Source organism: Dolichospermum circinale AWQC131C, from assembly GCF_000426905.1.
Taxonomy (GTDB): domain Bacteria; phylum Cyanobacteriota; class Cyanobacteriia; order Cyanobacteriales; family Nostocaceae; genus Dolichospermum; species Dolichospermum circinale.
The window spans coordinates 56,088-74,657 of sequence record NZ_KE384604.1 but is presented as its reverse complement, the minus strand read 5'-3'; the positions used below and the strand labels follow the sequence as shown (position 1 = coordinate 74,657).

The window sequence follows — 18,570 nt, the reverse complement described above, 5'->3', positions numbered from 1 at the left end:
ACCAGGAATCCAACTAGGTTTATTAATTGACCGTAAAAATCGCCGAGTTTATATTTATCGTCCCGGAGAAAAAGAAGAATATTTAGAAAATCCTGATGCGGTAAATTGTGATCCTATTTTACCGGGATTTGTTTTGAATATGGGTAAAATTTGGTAGCTATAAAATCAATAGATCATGGTTAATAAAAATATTTTAATCCTTTGGCTATTTTTCTAGATAAAATCCCTTTTTTGATCATGTTTATTCTTTAATTTTGCACATCTTGACAATTACCTAACTAACTGCATTGCTGAATTAAAAAATTGCTGACATAGGCCTTTAGTAATTAAAATGGTTGTTAGTAAATTTGTCAAAGCTACCATGAAAATAATTAAAATTTCGTAGGATACAGCCTCTAGGGGTGTGACACCGGCTAATAATTGTCCATTGGTAAAGGTTGGTATTGTCACCATACCAAGCAACATCATTTGGTTTAAAGTCGGCATAAATGCGGCGCGAATAGCCTCTTTACGGTAGGGTTTAATAGCCTGTTCGGGAGTTGCACCTAAGCTTAAATGGGTTTCTATTTCTGTAGGAAATTGATTTATAGTAGTAACCAAACGTTCTCCCGCTACTACAGCAGCATTCATAGCATTACCCAACAATATCCCAGCTAAAGGAATTAAATAACGCGGTTCATACCATTTATCTGGTTGAATAATTAAAAAGTTGGTGTAAAGCAATGTTAACGCCGTACTCACAAAAATTGCTATCCAAACCAAAGGTAAAAGGTGGGGAATTTTTCGGCTAATGCGATTACGAGTAATAATTGCAGTAATGGTCAGAATTATTGCTAAAATCCCTACTATTGCCCAAACATTATTTAGGGCGAAAATAAAGTCAAAAATGTAACCCAGTACAAGGAGTTGGAGGATAGTTCTACCAGTAGCCACACTTAAATTTAATTCTAGTCCTAATTGTTCCCAGGACGATATACCAATGACAATGGCCATTAAGCCCATAGCTAAAGCCAAATCTACCATATCCAGTTTAATTAGCTCTGGCATAGTTTCTGTACCTCTTAACAAATCAAAACTTGACAAACTTATATCTTGCAATCAGTCCTAGCGATGAAAAATCGCATACACAAACAAAGTCCGTAAATAAAATAAAAACTCATGATTAAAAGTGTAAATTCCATTCCTGCCTTTGATATTAAAGAACAATATGCCACCATTGAAACTGAGGTAAGCGCTGCTGTATTGGGTGTTCTAGCTTCTGGTCGTTATATTGGTGGTCCAGCGGTTACAGATTTTGAACAACAGTTTGCAGCTTATCATGGTGTCAATGAATGCGTAGCTTGTAACTCTGGTACTGATGCGTTATTTTTAGCATTACGGGCTTTAGGCATTGGTGCGGGTGATGAAGTTATTACTACACCATTTACTTTTTTTGCTACTACAGAAGTTATCAGTGCTGTGGGCGCAATACCAGTATTTGTAGATATTGATGCCACTACGTTTAATTTAGATGTAGAGAAACTAAAAGCAGCAATTACACCAAAAACTAAAGGGATTATACCAGTACATTTGTTTGGTTTGCCTGTGGAAATGACAGGATTAATGGCAATTGCCCAATCCTATAATTTAGCAGTAATTGAAGATTGCGCTCAAGCTACTGGTGCAAGTTGGGAAAATCAAAAAGTTGGTAGTATTGGCCATGTTGGTTGCTTCAGTTTCTACCCTACCAAAAATCTGGGCGGTTGTGGCGATGGTGGGGCAATAATCACAAATGATCCAGCGATCGCTACTCAATTACGAGTTTTGCGAGAACATGGTAGTAAAGTGAGATATATTCACGAGGAAATTGGTGTTAATAGTCGTTTAGATGCTATCCAAGCGGTAATTCTGCAAATCAAACTGCGCTATCTCGATATTTGGAATCACAGACGCAAGCAAATTGCTGATTATTATTATCAACACCTGAGTCCAGTTTCTGGTATCACAGTCCCCCAAGAATCTCCCGGAGGGGTTGGTGTCTGGAATCAATATACCATCCGTGTGTCTGGGGAAGGACGCAATGGTATAAGTGGTAAATATCGAGATTGGGTAAAAAATCAAATGCAGGAACAGGGTGTTAATTCTATGATTTACTATCCCTTACCCATACATTTGCAGCCAGTGTATAAAAATCTAGGTTATCAGCCCGGACAATTGCCAGTATCAGAACAAGCTTGTCATGAAGTTTTATCTTTACCCATGTTCCCCGAATTAGACCAAGAACAACAAGATAAAGTCATTGATACCTTAAAATATTGTTTGTCTTGAATTATCGAGGAACATGGGAGTAGGGGAGAAATTTCTCTTTTCTCCTGACTCCTACTTTATTACGCAAATGTTCTGGTATTTGCAGTAGCTAAAGCTTCTACTAAACTACGGACAGCCGCAATCATCGCTATTTCGCTATTGAGTTGGTTAATAGCTGAACCGACACCAACACCAGATGCACCAGATGCGATCGCCATTGGTGCGGTAACATTAGAAATACCCGAAGCACATAGTACAGGCACAGAAACCGCGCGAGAAATTTCATAAGCTGCGGCCAGGGTGGGGGCAGCCTTTTCTATTAATCCCAAAGTACCGGGGTGAATAGGATTACTGCTAGTACCTCCCTCAGTTTGAATAATATCAGCGCCGGCTTTCACCAAATCTTCCGCTAGTTGTACTTGTTGATCTAGGGTCAGGATATGGGGAACGGTTACAGACAGGGTAATTTCGGGCAGCAAGGCACGGGTTTGGTAAGTTAGGGCTAAAACCTCCTCTGATTCAAATCTGCGCCCTTGAGCATAGAAAGAATCGAAATTACCAATTTCAATCAGATCAGCACCAGCGGCCACAGCAGTTACAAATTTTTCCGGTTCAACAGCAGATACACAAATAGGTAATTTAGTCAAGCTTTTAGCCAACTTTACCAAATCTACATCAGCAGCAATATCTACAAAAGTAGCACCACCCAAATCAGCGGCTTTAACAGTCGCAGCGACACTAGCAGCATTGAAGTTATTCAAACCGCTAATTACTTTTAGCACAGGATGGGCGAATGCACGTTGGAAATCAGGATACATAGTCATAATTTTTATGAGAGCAGTTTCTTTCAGTAGGAATATTTTTACATCAAATCTGGCCAGATTTGATTTTGAAAAAAAATTGATGGCGATTCATGTTGCATTAAACTCAATACTAGAGTATTTATGTTCACTTTATCACCTGCCAACTTTCTATCTATAGTTACCTCTCCCACCTGTATAATTTCCCAAGAGAGCAATCTAATACTAATACTTTGATCCAACATTTTAGATCATAACTGGGTTTTTGCCATTGCTTCTAATTGCATTTTTTTGGGGTTAATAATTCTAATTTATCTTCTAAAATCGTCCCTTTTAGATTTGCTCCCTGAAAATTTGCTCCCCTAATAGTTGCACCTTGTAAATTTGCACCTGCTAAATTCGCACCTTTTAAATTAGCCCAACTTAAATCGGTTTCTGTTAAATTAGCCTCCGTTAAATTAGCTTTAGATAAAAATGCGTTTCCTAAATGAGCTTTAGTTAAATTAGCTTGATGTAGGTTAGCTTGATAAAGTTGAGCAGTGATTAATTCTGCTTCATATAAATTAGCTTGACTTAAATTAGCCGCAATTAAATTAACCCCCATTAAATTAGCAAAACTGAGATGACTGCGAATAAGTTTTGACCCTGATAAATCCGCATTTTTTAAATTAGCATTTTGAAAATTTGTACCAATTAAATTAGCATCATTAATCATAGCATTTTCTAGATTTGCTCCACTCAAATCAGCGCCAATTAAATTTACATAACTTAAATTTGCTGCGGTTAAAATTGCTCCGCTCAAATTAGCAATACTCAAATTAGCTTGACTCAAATTGGCTGCAATTAATTTAGCTTCATAAAAAATAGCATTACTCAGATTTGCTTGACTAAAATTAGTTCGCACTAACAAAGCATGAGCTAAATTTACGTGATTGAAATTTACCCCAGCGAGATTTGCTCCTCGCAGGTTTTCTCCTAGTAGAATTGCACCACTGAGATCAATTTCAATTTCAGGATTTTGATTTCTCCATTCTATCCAAATAACTGCCCCGGATCGTAATAAATTCAGATGTTGTTGATTCGCCATTTTTTCCTCCTTGATCAAAAATTAACAAAAATTAAAGAGTTTAATACATCATTTATATGATTAGAAAAAATCTTTAACCTTTAATTTTTAACTTTTAATTGTTTATTCGTTCCGCTTACCTTGAGGATTTTCCCTACCAGGTGAATTTTCAATTGCTGCTAACGCTCCTGCTGCTCCTGCTAAAATATCCTGTTCCGTTCCCCCTAAATAAAGTCGGCCAAAACTACCCACAGCTTGAACTTCCAGAATATTAATTTGTGCTGCTTTTTCCGCTTCATTAGCCGCTAGTGCTGCATAAGCTGCTGGTTCAACTTCTAATACGTACAGAGTTTGTCCTGCTAATAACAGTTGTCCTCGACGAGTACGGTTAATCAATTGAGTTTGATACGCGTCAATATTGCGGATAATCTGACTAGAAACCACACGAGGTTTGAGACATTCCTGCTTTTTCACGCCCAAAAACGCCAAAATCGCATCCCCAGCGGCTCGTGTTTCCCCCTGAGAGCCAGAATGTACCTCCAAAAGTCCGTATAAACGTTCTACTACTTGCACTCCGGGACGGACAGAAGCAGATTTGAGGGCTACGTCCGTAATCTTGTTGATTTCGATACCAGGGGAAATCTCAATCCATAAGGATGTATCCCCTGGTAATGGTAAGAAACCCTGGGCTACTGTTCCCATATATGCAGCGTGTTGAGGTTGCAGGTTGTCTAGAAATACGAAACTGCGTAGTTCTATGCCCAAAGTCTTAATTCTCCAGTCATGAGGGTAAATGTCTTTTATTGCAACATAAAGAGTTTACCGTGAAAGTGGACTGATTGAGTAATTTCAGCCCCCAACTCCTTGCTTGATAACTCACAAGATGTCTAATAACTCAAGTTGCTAGTTATCTAGTTGAGACTGGTAATAGGTAATGGGTAATTGGTAATTGGTGATAAAATCCCTGTTTTGATCCTGTTTATCCTTTAATCTTGGACATTCTGAAATACTAGAAGTCGGTAATTTAGTTGACTGTAAACTTGATAACTTCCTTACCATCACGGTTTTTAATTACTCGTGCCGGTACCCCCACCGCTACTGAGAATTGAGGAATATCTTTAGTAACAATAGCACCAGCACCAATAACACTACCTTTACCGATAGTGACACCATCCAAGACCTTTACACCATCTCCTAACCAGCAATCATCCTCAATTACGATTCCAAGACGAGTAACACCTTGGCTGCTGATTGACTTAGTTGGATCTGCAAAATTGTGATTATTAGCGTATATCCCAGTATGGGCTGCAATTAAACATTGCTTGCCAATTTTAATATTTCCAGGTCCAGCAATACAAACACCAGGTCCAATAAAAGTATCTTGACCGATTTCGATACAAGTATGGTCAAGTGACCCTATGACAACATTATGCTCAACAATAACTCCATTTTCTAGATGAATTCTATTATTTTCGTGTCCTCTTCCATCTATACGAACTCCTTTAAAAATATAAACTCTATTACCGATTTCAATAGAATCAGTGCCAATAAATTCAATGCCATCTTGAAGATAAACTGAGCTACCTAGCCGATAAAAAATAAATTTATAAAGTAAATTACGTAACTTTACACCACCAAAAATTGTTGGTATATCGCCAATGAAAGTAGTTAAAAAAAGTTCTTGAAGCCGCTTAAACTTGACTTTGTTCATAACCTTATTGCTGCTAACTAATGTGATATTGGAGATGGGCAGAATTATGAAATGCCTAAAAAATCCGGCTACCATATAACCATATATATTTCTATATCTGCATTTTCATCAAACAGATGTATAGAAAAATAATATGACCAATATGAAAACCCAAGGCAATTTTCAATCTAATATTTACTAACTGGAAATTAGAGAAAATACTTTTTGATATTTAGAACTGATATACTGAGATTTAATGCTTTAACATCACATCAAATTGCTAACTATTGCTGCACATAATTTAGCAGTTTAACAAGCTATTATAATTCAGATATTCAGTTACAAAATACCAAAATATTTATTTCAATCGAATTACATTTTTTTACGCAATTGCAAAATAGAGGTAAAATTTTATCACTACCATCAAAATGTAATTATTGAATTATTCATCAAATTTCCTGATAAGTACAATCACCTCAAATCAGGGGGGAGTATCTCCAACTTCTGCCATCACATTAAAATTAACCATCGGAGCAAATAAATAAATACTTCCCCGATTACTATAACGGCTTCTTTGCAGCCAATTTTTAGAATCTGCCGCTGTTGTAATCATAGTATGTCAAAAAATTTACTTATGCACTTTTAATTTTCGTATAAAACGCCTTTATAGTGACATAAATAATGTTCTTCTATTATCTTAAAAGACATTTATGAAATAAATATGAAGTAATAGTAAAGTTTAAGGATAAATTATGAAGATTTAAAAATCAACAGAGATTTATCATTAATACAAGTGTAGCGGGAATGCTCTCTAAAAATGTATTTATGATCACAATTTTAATTTCCCAAAATATACTTTTCATTACAGCTTTAAAAAAAAATAATAGGGAGAATGGGGGGCAGAAGAAATAATTGTTTATTTGCTGTTGTGAAATCATGGTAGCTATCTCAGAGAACATTCAGAACCGATTAACTATACAAACTGTAGAAATTGCCCCCAATACCACCGCAATTCGCTCTCTTGATTGGGATAGAGATCGTTTTGATATTGAATTTGGGTTACAAAATGGTACAACCTATAATTCATATTTAATTAGGGGTGAACAAACAGTTTTAATTGATACTTCTCATCAGAAGTTTCGTCAACTCTATTTAGACACTCTCAAAGGTTTAGTTAATCCTAAAAATATTGATTATATCATTGTTAGTCATACTGAACCTGATCACAGTGGCTTAGTAGAAGATGTTTTACAGTTAGCTCCCAGAGCAACTGTTTTAGCCTCTAAAGTGGCTTTACAATTTCTAGAAGGTTTGGTACATGAACCTTTTTCTAAACGCATTGTTAAAAGTGGAGATCGGATTAAAATTGGTCAAGATCATGACATAGAATTTGTGAGTGCGCCAAATTTACACTGGCCAGATACTATCTTTAGTTTTGATCGCAAAACCCAAATTCTTTACACCTGTGATGCTTTTGGGATGCACTTCTGTGATGATCGCACTTTCGACGAAGATTTAGAAGCCATTGAAGCTGATTTTCGCTTTTATTATGATTGTTTAATGGGTCCAAATGCTCGTTCTTTGCTAAATGCAATGAAGAGAATGGGTGAACTTGGTAAAATTAAAATTATTGCCAATGGCCATGGTCCATTGCTTTATCATAATCTTGATATTCTGACTGAATTTTATCAGCATTGGAGTCAGAAACAAACGAAAACAGAAACTACTGTCGGTTTATTTTATGTTTCTGGTTATGGACATAGTGATCTTTTAGGACATAGTATTTCTGAGGGTTTACAAAAATCCGGTATCGGTGTGGAAATATTGGATCTTAGCACCGCAGAAAGCCAAGAAATTCAAGAATTAGCAGGAAGATCATCTGGTTTAATTATTGGTATGCCTCCTACTAGTGCAATTAAAGCACAAGCTGCAATTAGTTCTTTATTAGCAGTTGCTAAAAATAAACAAGTAGTTGGTTTATTTGAATCTTATGGTGGAGATGATGAACCAATTGATACCCTTAGACGCAAATTTATTGACTTAGGTATTAAGGAAGCTTTTCCAGCTATTCGGATCAAAGAAACACCTAATGAATCTATTTATAAACTGTGTGAAGAAGCGGGAAATGGTTTAGGACAATTGTTAGTACGAGAACGCAATATTAAACAAATCAAAGCTCTCGACGTGAATATGGAAAAAGCGTTGGGAAGAATTAGCAATGGTTTATATATTGTTACTGCTAAAAAAGGCGATGTTAGTGGTGCAATGATTGCTTCTTGGGTAACACAAGCTAGTTTACAACCTTTAGGTTTTACTATTGCTGTTGCTAAAGATCGCGCTCTTGATAGTTTACTGCAAATTAATGATCGTTTTGTTCTCAATGTTCTTGAAGAAGGAAATTATCAAGACTTGAAAAAACATTTTCTTAAACGTTTACTTCCCGGTATTGATAGATTTACAGATGTAAAAATCCAAATTGCTAAAAATGGTTCACCTATTCTCAGCGACGCACTCGCATATATGGAATGTGAAGTTATTAATAGTATGGAATGTAGTGATCATTGGATTTTATATTGCATTGTTAATGATGGTAAAGTTTCTAAACCAGATGGTATTACAGCAGTTCGTCATCGTAAAGTAGGAAATTACTACTAATTACAATAAATAATGGATAATAAACAATAAATTAAGTTTTATTATCCATTATTAATTGCATTTAATCTATTGCCAATTGCATTTAATTCATTGTTAATTGCATTTAATCCATTACTTATTTTTAATTGGTAATAATTTATTATCAATTATTAATTGTTTCTTATCTAGATAATTATTTACTCGTTGCAGATCATTAATATGTCAATTCCAGATTCTTTTTCTAACGCTGTTGAATCAGCTAAAAATTGGGTTTCTCAAGTTTTTTCACCTCAACAGGTATCTATGAATGATTCCCGACCCAGAGATGTACAAATTTTACCTATTGGTACTAACACAAAAGTTTTAAGAGCGCGGAGTAAATCACGACTCAGATTTGAAATTGAATATGCACTAGAACGCGGTACTACTTCTAACTGTTATTTAATAGAAGCAGATAAAATTGCTATTACTGACCCACCAGCGGAAGGATTTACAGAAATTTATTTAGAAGCGTTACAAAAAACAATTAATGTTCAAAAATTAGATTACATAATTTTAGGACATTTTAATCCTAATCGTGTTCCAACGTTAAAAGCAATTTTAGCAATTGCGCCACAAATTACTTTTGTTTGTTCTCTTCCTGCTGCTAATAATTTACGTGCGGCTTTCACTGACCAAGATATTAAAGTTTTAGTTATGCGAGGAAAAGAAATACTAGATTTAGGTAAAGATCATGTTTTAAAATTTTTACCTACTCCTAGTCCTCGTTGGCCAGAAGCACTTTGTACCTATGATCAAAAAACGCAAATTCTGTTTACAGATAAGTTATTTGGCGCTCATATTTGTGGTGAAGAAGTATTCGATGATCACTGGGAAAGTTTTAAAGAAGATCAACGCTATTACTTTAATTGTCTTATGGCTCCCCATGCGACATATATAGAATCAGCTTTGGAGAAAATTTCTGATTTACAAGTGAGAATGTATGCTGTAGGTCATGGACCTATAGTACGTACTAGTTTAATTGAATTAACAAAATCTTATCATGAGTGGAGTCGCGCCCAAAAAGATAGAGAAATATCTGTAGCACTTCTCTATGCTTCTGCTTATGGTAATACTGCAACTTTAGCACAAGCAATGGCACTAGGATTAACAAAAGGCGGAGTTGCGGTTAAATCTGTTAATTGTGAATTTGCTTCTGCTGATGAAATTCGTACTACTGTAGAACAAGCAGATGGTTTTATTATTGGAACTCCTACTATTGGAGGACACGCACCTACACCTATTCATACTGCTTTAGGTATTGTTCTTTCTACGGGTGATAATAGTAAACCTGCGGGAGTATTTGGATCTTACGGTTGGAGTGGTGAAGCTTTAGATTTAGTAGAAGGTAAACTTAGAGACGCTGGATATCGTTTTGGTTTTGATACTTTGAAGGTAAAATTTAAACCTGATGAAGTGACTCTTAAATATTGTGAAGAAGTGGGTACAGATTTTGCTCAAAGCTTGCGAAAGGCCAAGAAAGTCCGCGTTCCCCAACAAGCAGCAACCCCTACGGAACAAGCTGTAGGCCGGATTATCGGTTCTGTATGTGTTATTACAGCTAAACAAGGGGAATTTTCTACGGGGATGATGGGCGCATGGGTATCTCAAGCTACTTTTAATCCGCCGGGAATTACGGTAGCGATCGCCAAGGATAGAGCGATCGAATCTTTATTATATCCTGGTGGTAAATTCGTGCTGAATATTCTCCCTGAAGGTATTCACTTGGAATATATGAAACATTTCCGCAAAAATTTCCAACCAGGAGAAAACCGCTTTACTAACTTCCCTACAGCGGAAGCGGACAATGGTTGTACAGTATTAACCGATGCTTGTGCATACTTAGAGTGTTCAGTACAGCAGCGGCTAGAATGCGGTGATCATTGGGTAATATATGCAACTGTAGATAATGGTAAATTACTCAAACCTGATGCGATAACTGCTATTAACCACCGGAAAACAGGCTCATATTATTAATTAGGAGAAGAAAGAAAAAAGAGGGAATAATATCGAGCCTAAAAAAGTGTTTTCTGGGTAGTTTTAGAAACCCTGATTCTTTGTCTTTAACTCTTGTGGGGTGGGCTTCTAGCCCGCCCAAAAGTACATAAAGTAGGTACTTTACAGGTTAATTAAAGAATAAAAATCCGGTTTGTAATAAACCGACAAAAAACCCTAAAATACCACCTAAAGTCACAATTGCTTGTAATTCATTTCTGACAATTCCTTCAATAGCATCTTCTAGTTCAGCCGGTGATGTAGCTTTTACTCGTTCTACAATTACTTGATCTATAGATAAAATGGGAATTGTTTGCGCTACAATCATTTCTAAATCTTTCTCTAGATACTTTTCTAAAATTAAGGTCAAATCCCCAGCAACTATTTCTAAAGAAGTATTGACAGCTGGTGAACTACTCAAGCGATTTAGTAATACAATAGATATCCTTTCCCAGTCAGCGGATTCTGTTAATTCTTTGAGCAAATCACTACCACTATTTTGCAGGTATTGACGTACATTATCTCTAATAGTTTTTCGCAGTTGACGTACAGTACCGACGGGGAGATTTTGTAAAGATAACTTCTGTAATAATCCCTGAATGCGATCGCGCATTTTTAAATCTTTAATTAATTCTTGTAATCGTTCATTGGTTGCTTCTTTTTCATCCAAACAAAATGTCCGTAACCGAGTTAGAGTATTCTTTAAACCAAACAAATTTGCAACTACCCAATAAGTACCACTGGTTTTTTCTCGAAAGCTTTCATCAATAGTTTGAATTGTCCGATCTGTTAAGAAATCAATGATAATTTGTCGCAGTCTATCTGGTGGTAAAACTATCTCTAATAACCAATCAGCTAACCGGATAGATTGTTCTTCAGTCAGTTGAAATTCTAGTAGTACCTTATCAAATATTTGGTTAATTTGAGTTTCTAAAAATGTTTCTTGTCGTGCTAATACCCTCAAAAGACGGGGTAAAGATTCACCCAATAAATCCCGTAAAATTCCCGCTACAATTTTAGTAGTACGGGGGTTTTTATCATCTTTAATTTGCTCAAATAGCAGACGTAATAACCACAGAACTCCCCCTTGTAACCGTTCAGGTTGTAAAAGTTTCCGCGCTAGATTTTGCAGTTCTTCTGGAGTCAGTAACGACTTCATAATCGCATTAGCAATATTTTGTCCTAACCGCTCTTGATTGCTAGGAATTAACCCAGGAGTAAATGGTACTCTTTTCCCAAAAATATAAACTGGTTTGTAGGGACGAAACAGCATTTTTATGGCTATGTCGTTGGTATAATAGCCAATTAATCCACCCAGAATTGGGGGTGATACATATAATAAGATTTGAGACAAATCCACGGCTTTTGGATTACCTAATTACTACTAATACTCCCATCATACCGTTCGCAATGGGATAGTGTCTAACTTCCTGAAAACCAACCTGACGCGCTAACTCTATCTGCTCCCTACCCGTGGGAAAGCGGTCTAAACTAGGGCTAATATAAGCATATTCTTCCTTTAAACCAAGATTAGTGGCTATAGGAACTACACAATTATCTAAATACCACTGTTGCACAGCGCGTAACTGTTGATGATTGGGACGATGAAAGTCTAAAATCGCAGCTTTAGCTCCTGGTTTAAGAACACGGTATATTTCTTGAAGACTTTTGATAATATTTTTAACATTTCTTAATCCATATCCCATAGTAGCTGCATCAAAATAATTATGATCAAAAGGTAAATTTAATACATTACCTTCTACCCAATTAATCGGAGGTTGAGGATAATAATTTTTGCAGCGTTCTTGAGCATTATTCAGTAAATTAGGGGAAAAATCAACTCCATAAACCTTTCCTGTCATTCCCACACGACGTGCTAAACGAAAAGTTAAATCACCAGTACCGCAACATAGATCTAAGCTAGTATCACCAGGTTTAGCAGCGCTCCATTTGACTGTCATTTCTTTCCAAATTCGGTGTTGTCCTAAACTTAATTGATCATTTAGTTGATCATATACGGGAGCAATGCGGTTAAATATAGTACGAATTTCGTTACTCATTTTTCAGGAAAAAAGCATAATTTTAATTTAAACCTCATCATACCAACTGACGGTTTCAACTGGGCGATTTTTACCTTGTAGGGTGCGTTAGCGACTAGTAACGCACCGTGAATACATTTTTATCAAACGATAGTCTAGGAAAATTGATAATTTAATTGGTAATTTACTTTTTGTCAGTCCCTAATTCTCGATAGTGACCAGCTTTAGTGATATACTCGTATAGGTGACTCAATAATGGCCTATAACAAGTTGTTTAAAACTTATTGTACGCAGATTTTTAATTGCTTTTTAATAGAATTATGACAGAAATACAGCCCAATTCTCAAAATCTTGAGGATACAGCTACAGAATTATTAGTGAAACTGAGACAAAAACAGGGTTCTTGGGTGGAATGGGGACAAGCCATCGCTTACTTGCAAAAAAATGGTTATAATCCTCAGACTATCTTTGAAGCAACAGGATTTGAACCAATTCAACAGAATCAGGTAATTGTTGGCTCTCAAGTTTATGCTTCTATGGAAAAATGTGGAGCATCAACGGAAACACTAGCATATTATAAGCAAAAAAGCAGTGATGTGTTATATGAATTACGTGGACTAAATCAAGAAGACCGTGCCAGTACGGCTGATTTAACCTTTGAATACAAGCTTGATGCAGATGTAGTCAGAGATATAGCCAAAGCAGTTAAAGATTTTTCTTGGTTTCCTAATTTACCAGAAGGCTTCAGTAAACATCCGGGGGATGCTGTCGCTTATCAATCTTGGAAATTCGCTAAACAAAAATCTGACTTGTCCGAGCGATCGCGTTTAATAGCTAAGGGTTTACGCTTTGCCCATTCTGAAAGTGCTAGAAAGCAATTAGAACAACTATTAATGGATTTTAGCGTTGCGCCCAAAGTTGCTCCACCTATCCTCCCTTTTTACCGTCTTGAATCTGATGAAGACTTACCCCGGATTTTACCAGTCATAGGTGAGTTACCATTAACACAAGAAGACTTAAAAGCTGTACCATTGATTACGGAGATTGAACCATTTCGGATGGTCAAATTTGCGGGGGAACAAGCTTGGGTATCTTTACCAGGTTGGAAAGTGCTATTAAATGCAGAAGATCCCGTGGTAGTCATTGGTAATAGTGATATTTTTCCCAACCCCCATCAAAGCAAAATTGAACCAATTATGATTGTAATAGATCGCGCTCAAAGAGAATGGGATATTTCCAACTACTTTGTTTTTGATAATGGGGAGAGTATTGACTTTCAATGGTTTGAAACTGCACCAAAAATTCCCTTATTGGGAAAGATGATTGTTTTAGTTCGACCTAAGAAAGTTCTAGATGAAGAATTTACCAAAGATGCTTGGCAAATTGATGAATAATTGATCAAGAAAGATAATAGCTAGGCTAAAAAGCATCTAATTTATATACTTGGGCGGGCTAGAAGCCCACCCCACAAGACAATGACTAATGACCAATCATCTATTATTAAACTAAAAGAAAATATTGCCGAAATTAGGGCTAAATTGCGTCCAGGACAAACGCAAATGGCTGATTGGCAATCGGGTCCATTGGCCGTGGCTGCCGTTCCTGGAGCGGGAAAATCAACGGGAATGGCTGCGGCTGCGGCCATTGCTATTGCTCGTCAATATCAATATTATTTAAATACAGGTAATAAAGAATATAAACAGTTAGTAGTTGTTACCTTTACCCGTTCTGCGACTGCGAATATTAAATCTAAAATTCAGGAAAATTTAAAAAAATTATCTTTACCACAAACAGGATTTGCAGTTTATACTTTGCACGCTTTAGCTTTAATTATTGCTAGTCGTTATCCTGATTTATCGGGTTTACAGTTAGAAAATGCAACCTTAATTACACCAAATCAAAGTCATAGATTTATTCATGTAGCGGTAGAAAAATGGATTTTCAATCATCCCCAACTTTATCTTAAATTGCTTGCAGGACAAGAATTTGATGGAGAAGAAACGGAAAGATTACGTCGTCAGTCAGTCCTGAGAACAGAAGTATTACCAGATTTGGCTTATACTGTTATTCATGAAGCGAAAAGTTCGGGAATATTACCACAAGATTTATTAAAATGGAGTCAAATAAATCCAGATAAATATGATATTTTAAGAGTAGCAGCAGGATTGTATACAGAATATCGAGAATTTATGAAATTACAGGATTTTATTGATTACGATGATATGATTTTAGCCGCTTTGAAAGTATTAGAAAATAATAGCGCTCGTCGCATTGAACAAAATAAAGTTTTAGCTGTTTTTGAAGATGAAGCTCAAGATTCCAGTCCATTACAAACCAAATTATTAGAAATACTAGCTAGTCAAGAAACATTAAATTTAATCAGAGTTGGTGATACTAATCAAGCCGTTAATTCTACTTTTACCCCTGCTGATCCAATTTATTTTCGGCAGTTTTGTCAAGATTGTGAAAGTGAAAATAGACTAGCTAAAATGTCTCAAGCTGGTCGCAGTACACAAATAATTATTGATGCTGCTAACTTTGTTTTAGAATGGGTAAATCATCAGAACTTTACTAAAAATAACAGCAGACAAACACCATTTATAAATCAGAAAATTTACCCTTTAGATATCAGTGACGGTAAACAAAACCCTGAACCAGTAGGAAGAGGATTAGAACTTTATACTCCCAAAGATATACATCATACAGTTGAATTAATTTCCCGAAGAGTAATTGAGTTATTTACAGAAAATCGTGAATCTTCCGCAGCGATATTAGTGCGGGAAAATCGTCAAGGAAGATGGTTAGCTACAGCTTTAGAACCAATATGTCAAGAGTATAAAATCAAACTTTATGATGTGGGAGAAAAAGAACGACGTTCTCATGTTCCTCAAGAGATTTTATCATTATTACAATTTTGCGATCGCCCTCATTCCGCTGATTATCTCAAAGCCACTTTAGATGTGCTTGTAGAACGTAAATTAATACCTACCCAAGATATTAACACCCTAGCTAGTGTTCCCGAAGAATTTTTATATCCAGGACCTTTAACCCCACCTCAAACAGAAATAGTTAAAAAAGCGGCTCATATTTGTCGGAGTTTACTCCGCGCTTATTTAGAATTACCTTTTTATCAAATAATTTCTTTTTTTGCTTTAACGTTAAAATATAACCAAGGAGAATTAGCTACTGCTGACAAACTTGCAGAACGGGTAAATCAGCAAATTTTTAGTAATAGTTCCATGGGAAAGATGATATCAACTTTAATTGAAATTGTCAGTTCCGAAAAATTTGAACCAGTAGAAACAGAAAATATTGAAGAACAATATACCCAAAAAGGACAATTAACAATTATCACTATGCACAAGGCCAAAGGGTTAGACTGGGATTATGTATTTTTGCCATTTCTCCATGAAAACTTAATTCCGGGAAGATTTTGGATTCCTCCCCAGTCCCAATTTTTAGGGGATTTTAGTTTATCAGAAGTCGCACGCGCTCAAATTCGCGCTCTCCTTCATCAAAAACCCATACCTGATATTCAGCAAGCTGGGGAAGAATCAAAATACCTGAAAATTGCAGAGGAATATCGTTTACTTTATGTTGCTATGACGAGAGCAAAAAAACTTTTATGGATGTCTGCGGCTGAAAAAGCGCCTTTTACCTGGAATAAACCGGAGAATTTACAACCAACAACCCCCTGTCCAGTTTTTGCAGCTTTAAAACGCCAATTTATTCAAAATATCTGCAACAATTGACAATTGATAATTATTAATTAATAATTGATTATTATAGGAATAATATTTGATTTGTGATAGCTTCCGTGGCGTAGCCATACAAGACTCAGTAGGTATTAATTCTGTCTTTCTTCCTGTGTTCCCTGTTCCCTGTTCCCTGTTCCCTGTTCCCTGACCACACAAGTAAGTTCACAGAATCAAACCGGATTCCTATAGCAATCAATAACTAACAACGAAATTTTATGGTCGCAACTCCAAATTATAACTACATATCCCCCACAGAATATCTCCAAGGGGAAGAAAACAGTCCTATTAAGTATGAATACAGGGACGGAGAAGTCTACGCAATGGCAGGTGCTAGTAATACTCATGTAATTATTACACTTAATATTGCTTCAATGTTAAGAAACCATCTGCGTGGAAGTGGTTGTCAAGCTTATATTTCCGATACAAAGGCACATATTGAGTCAATTAATACCTATTATTATCCTGATGTCATAGTTAGTTGTAGCCAAAAAGACAAGGCTTTTCATAACTTTCTGCGTTATCCCTGTTTAATCATCGAAGTCTTATCCCCTACCACAGAAGCCTTTGATAGAGGTGATAAATTTGCTGACTACCGAAAATTAGCATCACTTCAGGAATATGTACTAGTGAGTCAAAACCGCATCAGTGTAGAAGTTTTTCGTCGTAATTCAGAAGGACAATGGGTACTTTATAGTTATGAACCTGGGAAAAATATTCATTTAGAAAGTATCAACTTTAACTGTCCTATAGCAGATGTGTATGAAGATGTAAATTTTGAAACTGCTGCTGGAGAAGATCTAATTGTTTAAATTTACGTCACTCTTGTGAATTAAAAAGGCAAAAATTCATCACTTTAATTGTTGACCACACCTTTTACAAAATTTAGCATCTGTATCATGAAAAGCTAAACCGCAACGTTCACAAATAGTTTTTACCTGATTTGCTGTTTTTACTAATCGTTTAATTAGATCTCCAATTTGCCAAGGAATCAGGGCTACTCCTGTTAAAATCATTAATACCGTCAATAAACGGCCTAATTCAGAAATGGGAATCACGTCACCGAATCCCACGGTTGTCATTGTCACAATTGAGAAATAAAAAGCATCTAAAAAAGTGTTAAAATTATCGGGATTAAGTGGATGTTCGACTTGATAAATTAACCCAGAGAAAACAAAAATTATGGCAAATAAAGTAAATAATATTCTGGCAAAAATGACACTATCTTCATTACTAATACTACCAATTAAAAATTTTTTGTCAATAAATCTCAGTAATCGTAAGATACGAAACCAGCGTAATAAACGGATAAAACTAATATCTGCTAATCCGATCAAAGATGGTAGAATTGCCATTAAGTCAATAATTGCATAAAAACTGAGAATATACTTAACTCTATCTTTCGTACTCCATAAGCGCAATAAATATTCCGCAGCAAATATTATTAATATACAAGTATCTAATGCTCTTAATTCTAAATGAGCATCTTCAGGAATACTATAGGTTTCTGCGACAAAAATCCCTGAAGATACTAACACTAATAAAGCGATAGTTAAATTAATTGCTTTACCTATAGATGTTTCTATATCTGTTAGGTAAAACTCTGCTTTTTCTCGATTTATCACCATTTTTTATCCAAAAACTTATGGGGAATAATTAAAATTTTAAATTAAACAAAACTCTTAGTTAAGTTATTACCCATTACCCATTACCCATTACCCATTACCCATTACCATTAAAACCTTAAAGCCACTCCACCTTGTAAAGATACAGCCATATTACCACTATTACGAGTAGCATCAAAGGCAATAATAGCATTACCAAAAATCACAGTATTACTATTAGGAATAACGTAATCAATTCCTGGTTGTAAAGCCAAGCTAATTTTATTACCTACAGGAGAAACTGCATCACTACTATTGATGACTAGTCCAGCGCCTAAATAAGCATCGGTTTGCCAGTTGAGGGGGATATCATAGGAAACAGCAGGTACTATTGCTGTCCCTTTACCAATTAAAGTTTGAGTGCGAAAAGAAATAGGGGTTTCTAGTAACTTATAGCGAAAAGCCAGGACTGCACCTAATTGACTATCATCCGTAAATCCAACAGTAGGACCAATACCAACATAACTACCATAGGCTACTTGAGCTTGTGCAGGTTGAGAGTTGACAGCTAAACCTAAAACTGTGACTACGGACATAAGCCCAAACCAATGCTGAATTTTTTTCATCACACCACTCCTAACACAATCTAAATACTAAATTAA

General features: G+C 35.9%; 17 protein-coding genes. 7 read left to right on the top strand and 10 right to left on the bottom strand.

The features are described from left to right. The coding region (locus ACIR131C_RS26730) for a Uma2 family endonuclease (RefSeq protein ID WP_231395426.1) at nucleotides 1-157 on the top strand (157 nt) is incomplete at its 5' end. Nucleotides 158-270: 113 nt separating this feature from the next. Here ACIR131C_RS26730 and ACIR131C_RS0108890 read toward each other — a convergent pair. Then, a complete protein-coding gene (locus ACIR131C_RS0108890) occupies nucleotides 271-1,047 on the bottom strand; it encodes an ABC transporter permease (protein WP_028089903.1) in 777 nt (258 codons plus the stop codon). 111 nt (nucleotides 1,048-1,158) lie between these two features. On the opposite strand from ACIR131C_RS0108890, the gene ACIR131C_RS0108885 reads away from it, so the two are divergent. After that, nucleotides 1,159-2,307, top strand: a complete 1,149-nt coding sequence (locus ACIR131C_RS0108885; protein WP_028089902.1) for a DegT/DnrJ/EryC1/StrS family aminotransferase — start codon at nucleotides 1,159-1,161, stop codon at nucleotides 2,305-2,307. 59 nt (nucleotides 2,308-2,366) lie between these two features. Here ACIR131C_RS0108885 and ACIR131C_RS0108880 read toward each other — a convergent pair whose 3' ends face one another. The 5 genes from ACIR131C_RS0108880 to ACIR131C_RS27085 all read right to left on the bottom strand — a co-directional run bounded on the left by ACIR131C_RS0108880 (nucleotide 2,367) and on the right by ACIR131C_RS27085 (nucleotide 6,455). Continuing rightward, the gene (locus ACIR131C_RS0108880) at nucleotides 2,367-3,110 is read right to left on the bottom strand and encodes a DUF561 domain-containing protein (protein WP_028089901.1); all 744 of its coding nucleotides are present in this window, start codon (nucleotides 3,108-3,110) and stop codon (nucleotides 2,367-2,369) included. Nucleotides 3,111-3,363: 253 nt separating this feature from the next. After that, nucleotides 3,364-4,173 carry a pentapeptide repeat-containing protein gene (locus ACIR131C_RS0108870; RefSeq protein ID WP_028089899.1) on the bottom strand — a complete coding sequence of 270 codons (810 nt, stop codon included), beginning with the start codon at nucleotides 4,171-4,173 and terminating at the stop codon, nucleotides 3,364-3,366. Between the two features lie 102 nt (nucleotides 4,174-4,275). Next, a complete protein-coding gene (ccmP, locus tag ACIR131C_RS0108865; protein ID WP_028083111.1) occupies nucleotides 4,276-4,917 on the bottom strand; it encodes a beta-carboxysome protein CcmP in 642 nt (213 codons plus the stop codon). 259 nt (nucleotides 4,918-5,176) lie between these two features. Then, a complete protein-coding gene (locus tag ACIR131C_RS0108860; RefSeq protein ID WP_028089898.1) occupies nucleotides 5,177-5,863 on the bottom strand; it encodes an acyltransferase in 687 nt (228 codons plus the stop codon). Between the two features lie 460 nt (nucleotides 5,864-6,323). Further along, on the bottom strand, nucleotides 6,324-6,455 hold the full coding sequence (locus ACIR131C_RS27085; RefSeq protein ID WP_255501491.1) for a hypothetical protein: 132 nt from the start codon (nucleotides 6,453-6,455) through the stop codon (nucleotides 6,324-6,326). A 323-nt stretch (nucleotides 6,456-6,778) separates the two neighbouring features. Between ACIR131C_RS27085 and ACIR131C_RS0108845 the strand changes: the two genes are divergently transcribed. Then, nucleotides 6,779-8,497, top strand: a complete 1,719-nt coding sequence (locus ACIR131C_RS0108845; RefSeq protein WP_028089897.1) for a diflavin flavoprotein — start codon at nucleotides 6,779-6,781, stop codon at nucleotides 8,495-8,497. 282 nt (nucleotides 8,498-8,779) lie between these two features. After that, nucleotides 8,780-10,492 (top strand): diflavin flavoprotein, encoded by a 1,713-nt coding sequence (locus ACIR131C_RS0108840; protein WP_028089896.1) that lies wholly within the window; start codon nucleotides 8,780-8,782, stop codon nucleotides 10,490-10,492. A gap of 148 nt (nucleotides 10,493-10,640) precedes the next feature. Here the strand turns inward: ACIR131C_RS0108840 and ACIR131C_RS0108835 are convergent, their stop codons facing one another. Both ACIR131C_RS0108835 and ubiE read right to left on the bottom strand, forming a co-directional pair. After that, a complete protein-coding gene (locus ACIR131C_RS0108835; RefSeq protein ID WP_028083108.1) occupies nucleotides 10,641-11,870 on the bottom strand; it encodes a DUF445 domain-containing protein in 1,230 nt (409 codons plus the stop codon). A gap of 10 nt (nucleotides 11,871-11,880) precedes the next feature. Continuing rightward, entirely contained in the window at nucleotides 11,881-12,570 is a 690-nt protein-coding gene (gene ubiE, locus ACIR131C_RS0108830; protein ID WP_028089895.1) for a bifunctional demethylmenaquinone methyltransferase/2-methoxy-6-polyprenyl-1,4-benzoquinol methylase UbiE, read from the bottom strand. 299 nt (nucleotides 12,571-12,869) lie between these two features. Here ubiE and ACIR131C_RS0108825 point away from each other — a divergent pair, with 299 nt between their 5' ends. The 3 genes from ACIR131C_RS0108825 to ACIR131C_RS0108815 all read left to right on the top strand — a co-directional run bounded on the left by ACIR131C_RS0108825 (nucleotide 12,870) and on the right by ACIR131C_RS0108815 (nucleotide 17,116). Further along, complete coding sequence (locus tag ACIR131C_RS0108825; protein ID WP_028089894.1) at nucleotides 12,870-13,943, top strand: RuBisCO accumulation factor 1; 1,074 nt, start codon at nucleotides 12,870-12,872, stop codon at nucleotides 13,941-13,943. 81 nt (nucleotides 13,944-14,024) lie between these two features. Beyond that, entirely contained in the window at nucleotides 14,025-16,301 is a 2,277-nt protein-coding gene (locus ACIR131C_RS22290; protein ID WP_035371722.1) for an ATP-dependent helicase, read from the top strand. A gap of 221 nt (nucleotides 16,302-16,522) precedes the next feature. Further along, on the top strand, nucleotides 16,523-17,116 hold the full coding sequence (locus tag ACIR131C_RS0108815; protein ID WP_028089893.1) for a Uma2 family endonuclease: 594 nt from the start codon (nucleotides 16,523-16,525) through the stop codon (nucleotides 17,114-17,116). Between the two features lie 39 nt (nucleotides 17,117-17,155). Here the strand turns inward: ACIR131C_RS0108815 and ACIR131C_RS0108810 are convergent, their stop codons facing one another. Together ACIR131C_RS0108810 and ACIR131C_RS0108805 are read right to left on the bottom strand one after the other, a co-directional pair. Then, nucleotides 17,156-17,932 (bottom strand): ion transporter, encoded by a 777-nt coding sequence (locus tag ACIR131C_RS0108810; protein WP_028089892.1) that lies wholly within the window; start codon nucleotides 17,930-17,932, stop codon nucleotides 17,156-17,158. 107 nt (nucleotides 17,933-18,039) lie between these two features. Beyond that, entirely contained in the window at nucleotides 18,040-18,534 is a 495-nt protein-coding gene (locus ACIR131C_RS0108805; RefSeq protein ID WP_028089891.1) for a hypothetical protein, read from the bottom strand. Between the last annotated feature and the right edge of the window lie 36 nt (nucleotides 18,535-18,570).